The organism is uncultured Fretibacterium sp. (genome assembly GCF_938030725.1).
Classification (GTDB): domain Bacteria; phylum Synergistota; class Synergistia; order Synergistales; family Aminobacteriaceae; genus Fretibacterium.
This window is the reverse complement of sequence record NZ_CALHIQ010000028.1, coordinates 1-17,819: the sequence shown is the minus strand read 5'-3', so window position 1 is coordinate 17,819 and position 17,819 is coordinate 1. Positions and strand designations below refer to the sequence as shown.

The window sequence follows — 17,819 nt, the reverse complement described above, 5'->3', positions numbered from 1 at the left end:
GCCTTTTTTTCTCCTCTCTCCCCCTTCTGTTGCTTTTAGATTGTAAATCCAAGAAGTATTCTGCCAGGTTGTCGCACTGCACCGCTTCCGCAATCTCCCGCGCCCACACTGCGTCCTTGTCTTCTGCCCTGACAACAAATCCGACCGCGTACTTTTCATTGTCGTCGGACTGGCAGACGAACTTTTCGACGGACATGCCGGCGTTCACCATATGCCCCGCAGCTAGGCAGATTCCATCCACATCTCGTATGGCCTGAGGCAGAACGGACATCTCCGCCGTGATGAATTTGAATTTGCGGGGATTCTCCTTGACATCCAGAACTGTAGGCACCTCCGCCTCGGGGTCAAGAACGATCAACTTATGAGCTTCGAGCATTTTGAGCCCCCTTGCCTGATTGGTCGCGTCGTTGCAAAGACCGATCGTGGCGCCTTCTGGGAGCTGATCTACGGTGTCCCACTTGCTGGAGAACATGGCAAACAAAGGGTAAAAGGTCTTGGGCTGAACCATAACAAAGTTCGTTCCCTTGTCCCTGTTGTAATTTTGCATGTAGGGCTCATGCTGGTACCAGTTCATGTCTATGCTACCCTCGGCGAGCGCGATGTTTGGCTGCACGCTGTCGTCGAAGACGATCGGCTCCACTTCATAGCCTAGAGCCTCGATCGCATCCTTGGCGGAGCCGATCTGGTTCACCATATCCGCGCGCACCCCAATCTTTACATGAGGCTTGATCTGGGCTCCTGGCGAGGCCGTTTTCTCCGCCTGTCCCGACGCTAATGCCGTACCGCAAAGCAAAAACACAAGCAGAACTCCCACAAAGATATTCACATTTTTCATCGTGATTTCCTCCTTCAATGATTTAGTTCCAAAAATCCCTGTCTGCCCACTTACTTTAATTTTCTGTAAATCCAGTCACCTAGGTATTGGATCAGGATCACCAGGGCAACCAAAATCAGGACGATCGAGTACATGATTTTTTCGTTGAAGTTCTGGTACCCGTAAGTCAAAGCGACCGCCCCAAGTCCCCCCGCCCCGACGGCGCCGGCCATAGCCGTAGCACCCAAAAGATTGATGATGGCCAGACACAGCCCCGACACGATGGATGGGACAGACTCCTTCAGCATCACCTTCAAAACGATCTGGCTCCTAGATGCACCAAAGGATCGAGCTGCCTCAATCAAAGCTGGGTCAACCTCTTTCAGGCTGTTCTGAAAGGTACGCGCTATAAAGGGAGTGCAGGCTACTGTCAGGGGAACGAGAGCAGCTGTATCTCCGATGGATGACCCCACGATCAATCGAGTGAACGGTATGATGGAGATCATCAGGATGATAAAGGGAAAAGAGCGGATAACGTTCACAATAAAATCAAGAATACGATTGACGACAACATTTTCGCAAAGCCCACCCTTCTCCGTTACAACCAGGATAACCCCAATCACGAAACCGAAAGCGACCGACAGAAACCCGGAGATGAGGAGCATCTTGAGGGTGTCGAAAATGGCGGGCAGTATCAGTAGCTGAAAAATCTGTGCAAAGCTGTATCGGGACAGGGCCATGGTTATTCATCCTCTTCCGGTTCGTCGTTCTGATCTTCCACTTCCGGCAAAAGTTCCGTCCAACTGGCGCCTTTTTCCGTCAGGTAGGCGGCGACCTTACCCATCTGGCTATCATCGACATTGATGACGAAAATCCCCAGCCTGTCATCCTCAAAAGATTGGATTTTTCCGCTGATGATCGGGAACACGCATTGCAGATCTGCATACATCTGACCGAACAATTTCCCCTCGTCCAGACTGTTCAGCAGATGTGCTATCCGAATATTGTGTCCCTGCTCCGGGAGTTTCGCTTTTCCCTCCCCCAAAAGCCTCATGAGCGACCTTGGCTGCTCGATGAAGATGTCCTTGACGGGTCCCTGCACGGTGACTTCGCCGTGCTCCATGATGCACGCCCTCCGGCAAATCTTGCGTACCACCTCCATCTGATGGGTCACCACGACGATGGTGATGCCGATCTTCCGGTTGATCTCCTTCAGCAGGTCCAGGATAGACAGGGTCGTCTTGGGATCTAACGCGGAGGTAGCCTCGTCGCAGAGCAGGATGCTCGGTTCCATGGTGAGTGCCCGCGCGATCGCGACCCGCTGTTTTTGGCCGCCGCTCAAGTTCCTGGGCCTCACCTGCGCTTTTTCGGAAAGCCCCACCAGGTCAAGCAACTCCAGGACCTTTTTGTCGATGCTGGCCTTGGGGTACTTCCAGCACTTCATCGGCAGGGCCACGTTGTCGTAGACGGTTTCGCGCTCCAAGAGGGAAAACTGCTGGAATATCATTCCGATATGCCGGCGCAGGTTACGAATCTCCTTCTCTCCCAACCCTTTGATCTCGCGCCCGTCCACCCTCAGGCTCCCCGACTGATAGTCCGTAAGGCCATTGATACACCGGAGCAACGTCGATTTTCCGGCCCCGCTTCGTCCAACCAGCGCATAGATATCACCGTCCTGGATCGTGACGTTGATATCCTTTAAAACCACTGCCTTGTCATTGTCGTCCCAAACCTTGTACAGGTGCTCGATCTCAATCAATGCAATTCCTCCGGCCCCGGCAAAATACACGTACCTTTAATTAATGGGCGCTTTTTAGCGGCTATCGTCCGGTAACAGCGGGCAAACAACATGAACCAGCGCTGCGAACGGCTTCGTGAGTATCAGGTTCACTGCCGTTTCGCTGTGTGCAACGCATAATGAGAACGCTGTCTTAACTTCTCGCGTCCGCCTCAATGCAATGAGTTATAGATGCCGCCGTCGAATCGACGAAAAACGGGGGCAGGATGAAAGATACGGCAGGGAAATTCCTTCCCGCATCAAAGAGACTTCCATGTCTGACGCGGATCCTGTCGAAAAACAGAATAAGACAGAGCGGAATTTTAAGAAAAGTTTGAAGGAGCCGGATCCTTCCACGCGCAGCCCGCGCGGCGACATAATGCACTCCGTGCACCGTCATCGGCGCATCACGTCACGGCGTAGCGCATGGCGATCCTCCTTCCGCAAGAGAGTTCCCCAAAGGGGCCAAACTGAACTTTATCAGCGCCAACTCTAACAAAATATTCATGGGCTGTCAAGGAAGACTTTTCCACGTGTCGTCGATCAGTGATAATGTGACCCCGGTAAGTCCCCGGGGAAAGGAAGCCTTCGCAGCACAGCCAGACGTCTCCAAGCGGAGTGAGGTTTTTCAAGGTGTTTTTATAGAGGGGTTGTGGTATCCTTTGATCGTTGGCGTGCGTTGTGACCTGTGCCTTTTGAAAGGGGGCGCGGCGGAACGAAGTGTGAGGGGGGAACAGGTTGATCTTTGAGTTGATGTCCAATGGAACCTTGGCGAAGCTGCCGCAGGCATCCGTTCCGGAGGGGATCACCCCCCCAGAGGGACCCTTTGTGATGTTGCTTTTGCCCCACAACCGCTGCCTGGTGGGCGTGCCCGCCGCAGGCGCCGGCGACTCCTGGTCCTGGGGGAAGCCGGGCGGGGGGATGTCGGCCGTGTCGCTTTACGAGAACGAGGCGCTCACGCTGCCCTTGGACGCTTCCACGCTCATCAGCCTGCCGAAGGACACCGTGGCCTTCCTGCGGGGGGAGTTGCTGGCCCAGATGGACCCGCCGGGGAGTCACATGTCGACGGTCCTTGCCCTGAAGGGCTTTATGAAGGACCACGCCGCGTTTTTCGACGACTTCCCCTTTCAGGACGAGGCAGCCTTTGCCCTTTGCCTGAACGACGACGAGGTCCTGCGAAAGGCGTATTGGGCGCTCCGCTTTGCCATGGCGCGTGGGGAGTACGACGCCGTCACCCGTCTTAAGGCCTGGGTCAAGGCCGGCCCTGAGCTGCTTAGCGACCCGGAGAACGAGTTCCGGATATGGTTTTCCATCCTGAACCTGCCCACCGAGTCGGACCTTCAGGAACTGGAGGCCCTCTCCTTTTCGCGGGGGGACCTGAAGCACATGGCGTCGCAGCGGATCACGCCGATCTTCCTGTACAACCCGCGCGCGGGATACCTCGTCCTGGACCGCCTCACTCGAGGCGAGTTCCTGACCTGGGCGTTTCTGCCCCCTGCCCTCTGGACGGAGCTGCGGGAACGCCGAAAGCTGCCCATCCGCGAGGTGATGCTGGCCCTTTGGGGGCAGCGCGATGTCGACCGCGCCCTGGAGGACCGCTCCCGCTACATGCGAGGGTTGGGCGGCGGCGTTTCGTTGAGCCGGACCTAGCCGTCCGGCCTTGAACGGCGCGCTCCTGAGCGCCCCGCTTCGGGGGTTCAGGAGCGTTTGGACTTATATTGAGCGCAGCGGTGGTGATGGGAGGGGCCGAATGGAAAAGAGGGAGGACTGCGGGACGGAGGCGCTTCAGGAGCGGGCCCTCTGCGTGCGTCGGGATATCGCCGGGATGCCGGGGGCGCTTCACGACGGCTACCTCTTTTCCGCCGTGTCCAGCGTGGACCTTCTGGTCTGGCTCTACGGCCGGGTGCTGCGCGTTCATCCCGAATCGCCCCTCGACGAGGGGCGGGATCGCTTTGTCCTGAGCCGCGTCGCCGCCGCGCCGGCCCTGTACGCCACGCTTGCGGAGTACGGCTTTTTCCCGCGGGAGGAGCTGTGGGAGTACCGGCGCCTGGGCGGCATGCTGCAGTCCGCCCCGGAGTTTCGGCACGCTCCGGGGATCGACGTGTCCTGTGGGGTGCGCGGCATCGGCCTAGGGCTTGCCCTGGGGCTGGCTCTGGCGTTGCGGGACGCTGCATCGGAGGCCAGGGTCGTCTGCCTCCTCGGCGCGGACGAGCTGGCCTCAGGGCCCGTGTACGAAACGCTGACCCTTGCCGCGGAGGCGGCGCTCCCCGGCCTGATCCTCATCGTCGAGTCGGACGGAGCAGACGCCGATGCGACGAGGGCGCTCTCCGCGGTTGGGCGCTGTGAGGCCGTCCGTGCGGACGGCCACGACGTGGAGGCCCTGAACGAGGCCTGGAGCGAGTTGACGGCGGAGGATCGGGGGAAGGGGATGCGCGTCCTGCTGGCCCGGACCGTCCGCGGCCGCGGGCTGCCGCACGGCAGCGACGAACTGATGGACGACGAGGGGCCTCTGGACCGTCAGGCGGCGGACGTGCTGATCAGCGGGATAAGGCGTGAGCTCCGATGACGCTTCGGAAGGTCTATCGGTCGTTTCTTGAGGAGGCCCTGGGGTGCGGCGGCGAGTTCGCCGACGTGGCGCTGGCGGGAGATTGCGCGCCGCCGCTTTGGCCCGGACAGCGCCCCTACGTCCCCGGCGTCGGGGAACAGGGTCTGGTGCTGATGGCGGCGGGGATGGCCTATGGCGGCCGCAGGGTCGTGCTGAGCGGGGCGACGTCGTTCCTCCTCGGTCGTGCCTATGAGCAGATTCGTTCCGCGATTGCCCTGACCGCGCTGCCGGTCTGCATCGTGGGGTACGACTCCGGCTTCTCTGCGGGCTATGAGGGAGCGGCGCGTCAAATGCTTGAGGACGTGGCCCTCATGCGCCTTCTGCCGGGGATAACGCTCCTCGTCCCCTCGGACAGGGACGCCTCGGTCGCCCTGCTTCGGGAGGCCCTTCGTCGTCGCCGACCTGCCTTCCTCCGGTTTGCGGAGGAGCGCAATGCCGCTCTGGGCGAGGAGCAGGAGCACCTCTGCTTTACAGGGGCCCGAACGCTGCGGCGGGGGGGCGACATCACGATCTGCGCGTGTGGTATCATGGTAAAGGAGGCCCTGAAGGCCACGGACATTCTGGCGCAGCAGGGCCTGCACGCTGAGGTCATCGACTGCTGCTGCGTCAGCCCCCTGCCCGGTCGTTCGATTCTCTCATCCCTCCAAAAGACGGGATGCTGCGTCGTGGCGGAGGAGCACTTTTTGGCGGGAGGGCTCTTTGAGAGCGTGACGGCCCTCGCCGCACAGGAGTACCCGGTGCCCGTCCTGCCTGTGACGGCGAGCGGCGGCTTCGGACAGAGCGGGTCAACGCAGAACTTGAGGGATTACTACGGACTGACGGCGACACAGGTCGTCAGCGCCGCGGTGCAGGCTTGGGCCAGGCGCAGGGTAGGATAGGCGCCTGGTGTGCCTTGTGATGAGCTGATTATCGAAGGGGAACGCCATATTGAAGATCACTTTTTCAGGGGTGAGCAAGGTCTTTGAGCCTGATATCGTCGCTCTGAGGGATATCAACCTCGAGATCAACAAAGGGGAGTTCGTCTACGTCGTCGGAGCCACCGGATCGGGCAAGTCCACCCTCCTGAGGATCATCACGCGGGAGCTTCTGCCGACTCGCGGCTCGGTTCGGGTAAACAACGCGAACCTGCGGGAGATGCGGAAGGCGGACATCCCCTATTACAGGCGAGACGTGGGGCTGGTGGCGCAGGATTTTAAACTGATCCCGCACCTGACGGTCTACGAGAACATCGCCTTCGTGATGGAGGCCATGGCCGTGCCGCCGAAGATCGTCTCCTATCGGACGAACGAGGTCATCGAACAGGTTGGGCTCTGGCGACGCCGCTTCATGCGGCCGGCTCAGCTCTCGGGAGGAGAGCAGCAGCGCGTGGCGATAGCGCGTGCGCTGGCCAACTCCCCTTCACTCTTTATCGCGGACGAGCCGACGGGCAACCTGGATTTTCACACGGCGGCGGACGTGATGAAGGTCCTCTTTGCCATCAACGCCGGAGGGGTGACGGTTGTGATGTCAACGCACAATCAGTACATCGTGGACTCCTGCCGCCAGAGGGTCGTTGAACTCGACGCCGGAAGGCTGATTCGCGACGAGATGTCGGGAGGGTACTTCGCCGATGACAACCTTTAGATACATTCTGAGGGACATGGGGCGCCTCATCGTCAACCACTGGGTCCTTGGCATGCTCACCCTCGTCACCGCTTCCGTGATGCTCTGGATCCTGGGGATGACGACGCTCTTCTCCCTCAACATCGAGAACCTGCTCTCCCGCCTTGAGAGCGAGCTGGTCATTCAAGCCTACGTCCGAAAGGGCAGCGACGTGGAGCAGGTCCTGCGAAAAATTCAGGCGCTGGAGGCCGTGGCAGCGACGAAGGCCTATTCCCCTGCGGAGTCCCTCGCAAAACTGCAGGAGAAGATGGGCAGCCAGTCCCGGGCGCTGGACCTCCTGGGTGACAACCCCATCCCGTGGAACTTTGAAATACGGGTCCAGAACGCTTCCGACGTGGAACCCCTGGTTCGAACGCTGATGGCCATGCCGGAGATCGAGGACGTCATCTATGCGGGGATGGTCGTCCAGAGGGTCAAGGCCCTCTCCCGCGTCTCCTCCCGCGTGGCGTTTATGATGTTCGTCCTCTCCATCGTCATAACCGCCCTGGTCGTCTACAACACGATCCACATCTCCCTCTACTCTCGGCGGGAGGAGATCGGCATCATGTACCTGGTGGGGGCGACCCGGGCCTACATCGCGACGCCCTTCGTCCTTGAGGGCACGCTCCTGTCCCTCGTGGGGTCCCTGATCGCGGTGGGAGGGATCGTTTCGACGTACCTGCCGGGCATCTCCATCCTTCAGCGCAACCTGCCCTTCCTGACTTCGGGGCTGGTGGCGGACCCCTACGTGATCGCGCGCTTCTGCGTCCTCCTCGTCGGCTTCGGGGCGACACTGGGTTGGGTGTGCAGCTACATCGTGGTGGCGCGCTTCATGCACGCTGAGACCCGACCGGAATAGGAGCGCCGTCTTGAAGGGCAGAGCGCAGTTCGCCGTAGCACTGGTCCTCAGCCTTCTGCTGCCGCTCCTGGCGCCTATTGCACACTTGTCCCGGGGAAGCGCCGCCGAGAACATCGACGCGCGCATCGCCGCGGAGGAGCGCCGCCGCCGGGAGCTGGACAAGCGCGTCGAGGACTACCGACGAAAGATTCGGGAGATGGGAGCCAAGGTGGACAGCCTCCTGGGGCGTATCGACGTGCTGGAGCAGGACGAGAGCATGGCCGCTCAGGGGATATCCGTCCTGGAGCTGCAGCAGAATAAAATCCATGAGAACATCGCCATCCTGAACGCCGAGATGACGCGGGAGCAGGTGAGGATCAACGAGCTGTCCGACAGGATGCAGCACAGGATCGTGGACCTCTACAAGTACGGGACGTCCGAGGAGATGAACCTCTTTTTCTCCTCGGAAAACGTCTTTCAGGCCGTCGAAGCCGTGCACATGATGCAGCTCATCGCCCGTCACGACGAGGTGCTCCTCTCCCAGCTTCAATTCCGCTATCAAAACCTGGACCTCTCGCGCAGGACCATGGACGAGCACCGCGCCCAACTGAAGGCGCAAAGCCAGGCACTGAGGGAGCAGAAGGAGAAGTACCACAAGACGATCCTGGCCACGAACTCCTTCGTCAGCCAGATCCAGCGTCAGAAGAAGCTGGCCGAGAAGGCCTCGCGGGAGGCGGAGGAGGCCCAGAAGGCCGTCGGTCAGACGATCCTGGCGTTGATGCGCCGCAAGCAGGAGCGCAGCGTCCAGGGGGGCGGACGGAGGGGCAGCGGCGTGGATTACCTGGCGGGCCAGGGACGCGGCTCCATGTTCGACTGGCCCCTTCGAGGGCCCATCTCCAGCAACTTCGGCCTGCGAATCCACCCCATCTTCAAGACCAAGAACTTTCATTCCGGCATCGACATCGCGGCCCCGGCCGGCACGTCGGTGAAGGCGGCAGCGGCGGGAGAAGTCCTCTTCGTGGGCTGGTTGAGGGGGTACGGCCAGGTCGTCATCCTGGATCACGGCCGGAACTACTCGACGGTCTACGCGCACCTGTCCTCGGCTTTGGTCCGCGAGGGCCAGGTGTTGAGATCCGGATCAGCCCTGGGGAAGGTGGGAAGGACGGGGACGGCGACGGGGTATCACCTTCACTTCGAGGTGCGCATCGGCAGCACGGTGAAGAACCCGCTGGACTATTTGAGGCGCTAGGCGCTGGTGCGGTCAGAGGCCTTCGACCAAGATGTGGAAAGGTAAAAAAAATCTTCCTGCCGCCGTCCTCCTGATGTCGTTCCTGTGGTCAGCGGCTCAGGCGGCGCCGTCCCCACAGGACGCGGCCCTCGACAACATGATCGCGATCCGTGAGCGAGAGCGGGAGAGCCTGAGCAGGAAGATAGAACACTATAACGAGCTTGCTCGGAGCAAGATGAAGGAGTCCCAGAGCATCCTGGGACGCCTTATGAACCTGCGCCGAAACGCGCTGGAATCTCAGGCCCGCATGGAGTTTCTGGAGAAGGAAAACGGCAGGCTGCAGGGCTCCATGGCCCAGCTGAACCTGAGCATTGCGGAGACCAGCAACCTCCTTGCGGACCTCCTCATCAAGCTGCGGACGAGGATCGTGGACATGTACAAGTACAGCTCCCAGGAGAGGCTGGATGTGCTCCTGGCGACGCGGAGTACCCACGAGGCCCTGATCATGGCCTACATGCTGCGGCGCCTGGCCAACCAAGATCAGAAGGTCGTTGAAACCCTTGCCCGGAAGGCGGACGAGCTTGAACGGTCCAGAGAAAAGCTGGAAACGAGCCGGGCGCAGGTCCAGCGCCAGCAGACGGAGCTGAAGAGGAAACGCGATGAGTTCGCCGCTACGATCCAGCGGACCAACGCGCTCCTGAAGGACGTTCAGGGAGAGCAGAAAAAGGCGAAGGCAGCGGCCCAGGAGCTCATGAACGCACAGCAGGCGATAGGGGACAAGATCATCGCCCTGATGCAGGAGAAGGGCGCGCGGGGGCGAGCTCCTGCACCCCCGTCAACTCCGCCTGCCTCTCCGGGGACGCCCGCGCCGCAGCAGCCGCTCAAACCGCAAAAAAAACCTCAACAGTACACCTACCTAGCGAACGGGGCGGTGCTGGAGTGGCCGATCCAGGGGTCCATTGCCATGGCCTTCGGGTCCAGGATACATCCCGTCTTCAAAACGAAGGTGTTCAACTCCGGGATCGACATCAGGGCCGCCTCAGGGGCCCCCGTGCGGGCTGCGGGGCCGGGAGAGGTGCTGTTCACCGGCTGGATCCGGGGATTCGGTCAGGTGGTCATCATTGATCACGGCCGGGGGATATCCACGGTTTATGCCCACCTCGCCTCCGCTTCGGTCGCTGAGGGGGACGCGGTCAAGACGGGGAGCCCCCTGGGGAAGGTGGGGAACAGCGGAGCCAACACGGATTACGGGCTGCACTTCGAGGTGCGCCGCAACGGCAGGGCGGAGGACCCGCTGCACTATCTGAGGCGGTTTTAGCCCGCATCTCTTGCGCGCGTCTGGGCAGCCGCTGAGGGCCGGACTGTAATATTTCGCGCGGCTGCGGTATACTTCTGAAGCGCGCCGTTTCGCGCACGTATATTGAGGATGGTGTTTGATAAGATGAAGCAGAAGATCGGCAGGTCATGGGTGAACGCTGCGGGCTTTCTCCTGGCCCTTTTGGTCGCCGGTGCCTTTGCGGCAGGACACGCCGGGGCCGCAGACGTTTCGGAGCTGGACAAGCTCTCGCCGTTCAGCGTTCGCTCCCTGTGGCTTCTCCGACAGGCCAGGGCGATCATCGAAACGTATCAGGTGGACGCGGAGGAGAAGCCGACCTCCGAGGAGGACCTCCTGCAGGGAGCCATGAAGGGCATGGTGGAGGCATGGAAGGACCCCTATACGCGCTACGTTTCTCCGGGCCAGCTGAAGGACGAGGAGATCGAGATGGAGGGGCGCTATGGCGGCCTTGGGATGTACATCGGGACCCGCGACGGACAGATACTGGTCATCAGCCCCATGGAGGACTCGCCCGCGGAGCGCGTCGGCCTCAAGACGAAGGACCAGATCGTGAAGGTGGACGACGAGGTCGTCATCGGCTGGACGTCGGAGCAGGTGGTGCAGCGCCTGCGCGGCGCGCCCGATACGAAGGTCACGCTCTGGGTGCGGCGCGAGGGGGAGGACGAGCTTCTGAAGTTCGACGTGACCCGCGAGATCATCAAGCTCAAGAGCGTGCGCTACCAGATGCTCTCGGACGACGTGGGCTACCTGAGGCTCACCCAGTTCAAGCAGAAGACGGATGAGGAGGCGCGGAACGCCCTGCGGGACATCCTGCGGCAGGGGGCGAAGGGGCTGGTCCTGGACCTGCGCAACAACGGCGGCGGCCTCCTGGACGCCTCGGTGAAGATCGTGGGCATGTTCGTGAAGGGCGGCCTGGTGGTGGAAACCCGCGGACGCGCCGAACGGGCCAACGAGAAGTACTTCGCCGACGAGGCGCTCTTCCTCACCGACATGCCCATGGCGGTTTTGATCAACGGCGGAAGCGCCAGCGCCTCAGAGATCGTTGCCGGGGCCCTGACGGACAGACAGCGGGCCGTGCTGGTGGGGGAGAAGAGCTTCGGAAAGGGCTCGGTGCAGACGCTCTTTCCCCTGACGGACGGTTCGGGCCTCTACGTGACGATCGCGCGGTACTACACGCCGTCGGGGCGCGTGATCGATCACGTGGGGCTCACGCCGGAGGTCGAGGTCAGCGGGGACCTGAATCGGGACGTGATGAAGGACGCACAGCTTCAGCGGGCTGCGGCCGAGGTCAAAAAACGCTTCCAGCCGTCGTCCGGGACGGAGAGGCAAAAGAAGTAAAGAGTGCAGGGTGTCCCCGTCTGGGGCAGGAGGGGGAAGGCCTTCCCCCTGCGAGGCCCCTCGTTCGGACGTTTTGAGGAGGCAGTGCTAAATAATTATGAAGAACAACGTGGATCTGCTCGTCGGCGCTCAGTGGGGCGATGAGGGTAAGGGAAAGGTCGTCGACCTCCTGGGTGGGGACGTGGACATCTTCGTCCGCTACCAGGGCGGCGCGAACGCGGGGCACACGGTGATCGCGGACGGCGAGAAGGTGGTCTTTCACCTCCTGCCCTCCGGGATGCTCTATCCGGGAAAGCTCTGCATCCTGGGCAACGGCCTTGTGATCGACCCGGAGCAGTTCTTGAAGGAGATAGCGAACCTCAGTGAGAAGCAGCAGGACAGGGCCCGTCTGGCCATCAGCCCCCGCGCCCATGTGGTGATGCCCTACCACAAGATCCTGGATCAGGCTCAGGAGAAGGCCCGCGGCAAGGGGCGCAAAATAGGCACGACGGGACGCGGGATCGGCCCGTGCTACGTGGACAAGTACTCGCGCTGCGGCCTCCGGATCGAGGACCTGCTGGACGCGGACGTCCTGCGCGATCGCCTGACGCCGCTGCTTGAGGAGAAGAACCAGATTCTGACGCGCCTCTACGGCGAGAAGCCCCTTCCCTTCGACGAGGTCTACGAGCCCGCGCGCCAGTGGGGCAAGACGCTGGCGCCCTACGTGGACGACGTGGCCGCACTGCTCCGCAGGGCGGTGGACGACGGCCAGCACGTCCTCCTGGAAGGGGCGCAGGCGGCCCTCCTGGACATCGACCACGGCACCTATCCCTACGTTACGAGTTCCTCCACCTCCGCGGCCGGCGCCTTCACGGGGACGGGGCTCTCCCCGCACGACCTGAATCGCGTGATCGCCGTCGCGAAGGCCTACACGACGCGCGTGGGGGAGGGCCCCATGCCCACGGAGGACCTGACGGAGGCGGGCGAAACCCTGCGCCGAAACGGCGGAGAGTTTGGCGCCACCACCGGCAGGCCGCGTCGCTGCGGCTGGCTCGACCTGGTGGGGCTGAAGTACTCCATGGCCCTGAACGGCGCGGACACCATCGCCCTGACGAAGCTGGACGTCCTGACCGGGATAGGACCCATCAAGGTCTGCGTCGCCTACGAGTACGAGGGGGAGCGGCTGGACCGCTTCCCGGTCAGCACGCGAGTGCTTGAGGCGGTCAAGCCCATCTACGAAACCCTGCCCGGCTGGTCCGACGACATCGCCGGCTGCCGGACCATCGACTCCCTTCCTCAGGCGGCCCAGGACTACGTGCGCTACATCGAGAAGGAGTTGAACGTCCCCGTTGGCCTGATCGCGGTGGGGGCGGACCGCGACCAGGCGATCAACTGCGGGCTCCTGCGATCCTAGGCGCGTAGCCCCTGTGGAGGCGGGAGGGCGTGTACGTCCCGGAAATTCGTTTCTGCGGGCCTCGCGACCTGCCTGCCCTCATCGCGCTGAACGCCATGTCCCAATCCCCCTGGCCTGAATCGATCGTCGAGGGCGACCTGCGGGAGGGCTCGGAGGCTGAGATCAGTTACCTCGGGGCCTTCTCGACCGCCACCACCGATGAGCTTTTGGGGTATGCCGTGTTGGGACGGGAGGGGCGCGCGGGGCTTTTGATGTCCCTCCTCGTCCACCCAGACTTTCGCCGGCTCGGCATAGGGGTTCAGCTCCTGGCTGCCGTGGGGGACTGCGCCCTGTACCTGAACCTGAGGCGGCTTCGCCTGCGCGTCAGGAGGTCCAACGCGGCGGCCCTGTCGCTCTACGAGGGGATGTCCTTTCGCAGAGAAACGACGTGCCCCGGCTACTACGCGGACGGCGAGGACGCGATCGTGATGAGCGCGCCGCTTCCCCTGGCGGTGCGGAAGGGCTGAGGCCTGGGGCCTCTTTCGGAAGGGGGTATTGCATGAAGGTTTATATACCCTTCAGCGACGGGTCCTCCGTCGCCTTTGACGGGACGGGGTTCACGCTGCAGGAGCGCCCCAGGGTCATGGACGAGGCCCTAGGCGCCTCCCCCGCCAGCAAGGCGGCGGAGGTGTGGAGGCGGGATTGGAGCGCGGTGGTTCGAGCCCTTGAGTCCGCCTGGGCTCACCAGCGCGACCTCCGGCGGCGGGATCGGATGCGACAGGTCTACTCCAGTCGACGGGCTCAGGAGTGACCCCGATGGCCTAAAGTTCTTCAACGGCACGACGAAGGGGAGCGCCTCGAGGCGCTCCCCTCGCTTTTTGGTCCTTCGCCCGCCGGACGGGGACCCGCGGCGTTATCCCTTCGGCGTGTGGATGCCCCTTGCGAAGACGTTCCCCGCGGCCTCCGCCACGGCCTCCGCCACGGTGGGGTGTGCGTGGATCGTGTTCAGGAGGTCATCGGGCGTCGCCTTGAAGTGGAGTGCCAGGGCCCCCTCCGCGATCATGTCCGTTGCCGGGCCGCCCACCATCTCGACGCCCAGGATCTGGTGCGTTTCGTCGTCCGCGATGATCTTGATGACGCCGCTGGTGTCCCCCGTGATCATGCTCTTGCCGTTCAGCATCAGCGGGAAGCTGCCCACCTTGACCTTGAGGCCGCGCTTCGCCGCGTCCTTTTCCGAAAGTCCTACGGTCGCGATCTCAGGCGACGTGTAGATGGCGCCCGGCGTCGTCGTGTAGTCCATGTCCACCGCGTGCCCCATGATGTTCTCCACGGCCACCTCGCCCTCGCGGGAGGCCACGTGGGCCAGCATGTAGGCGTTCACGCAGTCGCCGATGGCATAGATCCCCTTGACGTTGGTTTCCATGTGGGCGTCCGTCACGATGCGCCCCCGCTTCATCTCGATGCCCAGGGCGTCGAGGCCGAGGCCCTCCGTGTAGGGCTTACGGCCCTTGGCCACCAGGAGCTTCTCCGCCTCCAGCTCCACCTGGCCCTCCGGCGTCGTGAGCTCGATCTTGAGCCCCTCTCCGGAGCGGGTTACCCTGGTGATGCTGGCCCCCGTGCGGAAGCTCACCCCGCGCTTCTCCAGGGTTTTGCGCAGGATGAGGGCGATGTCCGTGTCCAGGTTCCGCAGTATCTCGGGGGAGGTGACGGCGACCGTGACCTTGGTCCCGAAGGCGGCGTAGGCCGCGGCGAACTCCATTCCGATGATGCCGCCGCCGGAAACGACCATCGAGGCGGGGGGCGCCGGCAGCGAGAGGGCTTCGTCGCTGGTGATGACTCCCTCGAGGTCGTACCCCGGAACGTCCGGGACGTCCGGCACAGACCCCGTGGCGATGACGATGGCGTCGGCCTGGATGGCCCTGCCATTCACCTCGACGGTGTGGGGGTCCTTGATGGCGGCGACGCCCTCGATGTACTCGATGCCGTTGCCCTGCACGAGGTTCAACGTCCCCTTCACAAGGCGGGAAACGGTCAGCGTCTTTCGCTTCATCAGCGCGTCCCAGTCCAGCCGCGTTCCCTCCACGAGCACTCCGATGCGCTTTGCCTCGGATTTCAATTCCGTGAGGAGCTCCGCCGTGTGCAGCAGCACCTTGGTCGGGATACAGCCCACGTTGAGGCAGGTGCCCCCGATGGTCTTCTTCTCGATCAGGGTGACCGAGGCGCCGAGGTGCTCCGCGTGAATGGCGGCCACGTACCCTCCGGGGCCGGCTCCTATGATGACGATGCGCTTTGAACTCATGGTGACCTCTCCTTTGCTGGAATTTGTTGAAATGCCGTCCCGTCGGCTTCTGCCTCCAGGGCGGGGCGGGTTAGTCGATCCCGTATTCCTTCAGCAGCTGCTGGTAGCGCTTCTCCACCTCGTCCGCCGGGCTGGGGTCGTGGCGGTAGGGCGCCGGGGCCGACGGGGCGGGGATCACGGACGGGTTGACCTGCTGAGGCGTCGTGTGCTCCTCCTGCGATTCCTCCGCGCTGTTGTCCAGGTAGGCCTCGTCCTGCTCGATCAGGAAGAGCCGCGGCCCACGCGGGTCCTCGTCCGCAGCCTCATAGCTTCCGCCGTGGTAGGGACACTTGGCCGTGGGGGCCTTGCCGCTCGGGAAGTAGAGAGGGACCGCCGGACAGCCGCCCGCAGCCAGGTAGCCGGAGTTCCTGCAGATGGAAACCCTCGTGACCTCCGCCCAGTCGGGGGCGTTGGCGAAGCTCGATGGGGTCTTCTGCTCCTTGACTGCATAGGCCATGAAGGCCTGCCAGGCGGGAGCGGCCATCGTGCCGCCGAAGCCCTTGCGCCCCATGGAGGTGTGGTCGTCGTTGCCGACGTAGACCGCCGTCGTCAGGCCCGGCGTTCCTCCGACGAACCAGGCGTCGATGAAGTCGTTGGAGGTCCCCGTCTTGCCAAAGGTGTCCACGTTGGGGACGCGCGCCCTGGTGCCCGTTCCTGCGCGGACCGCGTCCTGGAGCATGGAGCGGATCGTGTAGGCGGTGGACGGGCGCATGGCCTGCGACAGCTGGGGGGAGCGCGTTTCAAGGACGTTGCCCTCGTTGTCGCGGATCTCGCGGATCGTCAGGGGCGTCACCCGCTTGCCCCCATTGTTGAAGCAGTTGAAGGCCACGGCCATCTCAAGCGGCGTCAGGCTGGCGGCTCCCAGGGCTACGGACAGGTCGCTCGGCAGGTGTTTGGTCTCGATCCCCGCGCTACGTGCCATCTTCACGACGTTTTCCGTTCCGATGTAGGCAGCCACGCGGACGGCCACCGTGTTGAAGGAGCTGGAGAGGGCCTTTTGCAGCGTCACTTCCCCCGCGTACTTACCGCTCGAGTTCTTGGGTGACCAACCGCGTCCGTTCCCTCCGCGCCCCCCGAAGGTGATCGGTGCGTCCATGAAGTGGTCGCTCGGCATGATGTCCTCCTCCAGCGCGGCGGCGTAGACGATGGGCTTGAAGCTTGAGCCGGGCTGGCGAAAGGCCTGCGTTGCCCGGTTGAACTTGCTGGTCTTGAAGTCCTTGCCGCCCACCAGAGCCAGGACCTCTCCCGTGTCGGCCGCGAGACAGACGAGGGCCCCCATGGTGGGCAGGGAGTTGACGGCCTCCCGCGCCTTGTTCTGAAGATCGAGGTCCAGCGTCGTGTAGATGTGCATGCCGCCGCTGTAGACCTCGTCCTTGCCGTACTTCGGCAGGAGGTCGTTGAAGAGCAGGTGGGAGACGAAGTAAGGGGCCAGGTTGAACTCCTCGATGCGGTTGGGCTTTCTGGCGAACTTCAGCTCCTCGGCGTAGGCCTGTTGGCGCTGTTCCGCGCTGATCCATCCGAGGAGCTCCATCCGGCTCAGGACATAATTCTGGCGCGCCTTTGCGTTGGCGAGGTTGCTCAGGGGGTTGTACCGCCCCGGGTTGGCGATGAGCCCTGCCAGGATGCTGGACTGCGCGATGTCCAGCTCTGAGGCGGACTTCCCGAAGTAGGTGCGCGCCGCGATCTCCGCGCCCCAGGCGCCGCGGCCGAAGTTGATGGTGTTCAGGTAGAGCTCCAAGAGCTTGTCCTTGGAGAAGAGCTTTTCCATGCGCATGGCGATGATGATCTCCTTCGCCTTGCGCGTGACGCTCTTCTCGTGGGAGAGGAAGAGGTTCCGCGCCAACTGCTGGGTGATCGTGCTGGCGCCCTGCACCTTGCCGTGTTCCACGAGGTCGATCCAGAGGGCCCGGAGGATGGAGCCGATGCGGATGCCTCCGTGCTGGTAGAAGGCGGAGTCCTCTGCGGCCAGCACGGCCTTCACGAGCCACGGGGAAACCTGATGCAGCTCAAGGGGGGTACGGTTCTCGATGAACAGGCGTGCGATGACCTTGTTGTTGCGGTCGTAGAGGATGGAGGCCACGCTGCTTTTGGGGTTGGCCACCTCCACCATGCTGGGGAGGTCCGCCGAAATCTTCACGATGTACCACGCCACCCCTGCGCTGACGGCTCCGATGCCGACGAGGAGGAGCAGGATCAGCGTCATAAAGAGGAGCTTCAAGATTGAAAAAGACGACCTCTTCTTTTTCTTCCCCTTCTTTTTGGGGGGCTGAGGGGCGGCCCGGCCGTAGAGGATGTCCTCCGCCCGGCGTCGGTCGCCGTCGCGGTAGGAGCCGTAGCGGGGTCCCTCGAATGAGTTCTTCATCGGTACACGGTCCTCCTGACTGAATCTTCGACGGTTCTGTTCCGCGGGGATGCCACGGGCCGTCTTCAATTTATTATCTCATTTTCAGGCCCGTTGTGCACAGAGAAATGGCGTGATCTAAGGAAGCGCTGATTAATCTTCAAAAGTTGTTGAAAGCAATCAAGGAGCAT

At 62.6% G+C, this 17,819-nt stretch carries 16 protein-coding genes; 11 read left to right on the top strand and 5 right to left on the bottom strand.

Annotated features, from left to right (window positions below; all coding sequences use genetic code 11):
- From Q0629_RS02035 to Q0629_RS02025, 3 genes are all read right to left on the bottom strand, one after another.
- The coding region (locus tag Q0629_RS02035) for a MetQ/NlpA family ABC transporter substrate-binding protein (protein WP_298778292.1) at nt 1-835 on the bottom strand (835 nt) is incomplete at its 3' end.
- Between the two features lie 50 nt (nt 836-885).
- Nucleotides 886-1,554, bottom strand: coding sequence for a methionine ABC transporter permease (locus tag Q0629_RS02030; protein ID WP_298778290.1), 669 nt, complete (start codon nt 1,552-1,554; stop codon nt 886-888).
- Between the two features lie 2 nt (nt 1,555-1,556).
- On the bottom strand, nt 1,557-2,573 hold the full coding sequence (locus tag Q0629_RS02025; RefSeq protein WP_298778287.1) for an ATP-binding cassette domain-containing protein: 1,017 nt from the start codon (nt 2,571-2,573) through the stop codon (nt 1,557-1,559).
- Nucleotides 2,574-3,329: 756 nt separating this feature from the next.
- On the opposite strand from Q0629_RS02025, the gene Q0629_RS02020 reads away from it, so the two are divergent.
- The 11 genes from Q0629_RS02020 (at nt 3,330) to Q0629_RS01970 (ending at nt 13,760) form a co-directional block, all read left to right on the top strand.
- Complete coding sequence (locus tag Q0629_RS02020; RefSeq protein ID WP_298778285.1) at nt 3,330-4,241, top strand: hypothetical protein; 912 nt, start codon at nt 3,330-3,332, stop codon at nt 4,239-4,241.
- A 100-nt stretch (nt 4,242-4,341) separates the two neighbouring features.
- Nucleotides 4,342-5,157, top strand: a complete 816-nt coding sequence (locus tag Q0629_RS02015) for a transketolase (protein ID WP_298778281.1) — start codon at nt 4,342-4,344, stop codon at nt 5,155-5,157.
- A complete protein-coding gene (locus tag Q0629_RS02010) occupies nt 5,154-6,074 on the top strand; it encodes a transketolase C-terminal domain-containing protein (RefSeq protein WP_298778279.1) in 921 nt (306 codons plus the stop codon). Before Q0629_RS02015 ends, Q0629_RS02010 begins: the two co-directional genes overlap by 4 nt.
- A 49-nt stretch (nt 6,075-6,123) precedes the next feature.
- Nucleotides 6,124-6,819, top strand: coding sequence for an ATP-binding cassette domain-containing protein (locus Q0629_RS02005; protein ID WP_298778277.1), 696 nt, complete (start codon nt 6,124-6,126; stop codon nt 6,817-6,819).
- Complete coding sequence (locus Q0629_RS02000) at nt 6,806-7,696, top strand: permease-like cell division protein FtsX (protein ID WP_298778274.1); 891 nt, start codon at nt 6,806-6,808, stop codon at nt 7,694-7,696. The genes Q0629_RS02005 and Q0629_RS02000 overlap by 14 nt, the downstream gene beginning before the upstream one ends.
- Before the next feature lie 10 nt (nt 7,697-7,706).
- Nucleotides 7,707-8,924 carry a M23 family metallopeptidase gene (locus Q0629_RS01995; RefSeq protein ID WP_298778272.1) on the top strand — a complete coding sequence of 406 codons (1,218 nt, stop codon included), beginning with the start codon at nt 7,707-7,709 and terminating at the stop codon, nt 8,922-8,924.
- 73 nt (nt 8,925-8,997) lie between these two features.
- On the top strand, nt 8,998-10,221 hold the full coding sequence (locus tag Q0629_RS01990; protein WP_298778269.1) for a peptidoglycan DD-metalloendopeptidase family protein: 1,224 nt from the start codon (nt 8,998-9,000) through the stop codon (nt 10,219-10,221).
- A 108-nt stretch (nt 10,222-10,329) separates the two neighbouring features.
- Nucleotides 10,330-11,577 (top strand): S41 family peptidase, encoded by a 1,248-nt coding sequence (locus Q0629_RS01985; RefSeq protein ID WP_298778267.1) that lies wholly within the window; start codon nt 10,330-10,332, stop codon nt 11,575-11,577.
- A gap of 97 nt (nt 11,578-11,674) precedes the next feature.
- On the top strand, nt 11,675-12,970 hold the full coding sequence (locus Q0629_RS01980) for an adenylosuccinate synthase (protein WP_298778264.1): 1,296 nt from the start codon (nt 11,675-11,677) through the stop codon (nt 12,968-12,970).
- 29 nt (nt 12,971-12,999) lie between these two features.
- Nucleotides 13,000-13,476 (top strand): GNAT family N-acetyltransferase, encoded by a 477-nt coding sequence (locus Q0629_RS01975; RefSeq protein ID WP_298778261.1) that lies wholly within the window; start codon nt 13,000-13,002, stop codon nt 13,474-13,476.
- Nucleotides 13,477-13,508: 32 nt separating this feature from the next.
- Nucleotides 13,509-13,760, top strand: a complete 252-nt coding sequence (locus Q0629_RS01970) for a hypothetical protein (RefSeq protein WP_298778258.1) — start codon at nt 13,509-13,511, stop codon at nt 13,758-13,760.
- 102 nt (nt 13,761-13,862) lie between these two features.
- Here Q0629_RS01970 and lpdA read toward each other — a convergent pair whose 3' ends face one another.
- The gene (lpdA, locus tag Q0629_RS01965) at nt 13,863-15,248 is read right to left on the bottom strand and encodes a dihydrolipoyl dehydrogenase (protein ID WP_298778256.1); all 1,386 of its coding nucleotides are present in this window, start codon (nt 15,246-15,248) and stop codon (nt 13,863-13,865) included.
- A 70-nt stretch (nt 15,249-15,318) separates the two neighbouring features.
- Nucleotides 15,319-17,649: a PBP1A family penicillin-binding protein gene (locus tag Q0629_RS01960; RefSeq protein WP_298778253.1), complete on the bottom strand. Its 2,331-nt coding sequence runs from the start codon at nt 17,647-17,649 to the stop codon at nt 15,319-15,321.
- Nucleotides 17,650-17,819: the final 170 nt, after the last annotated feature.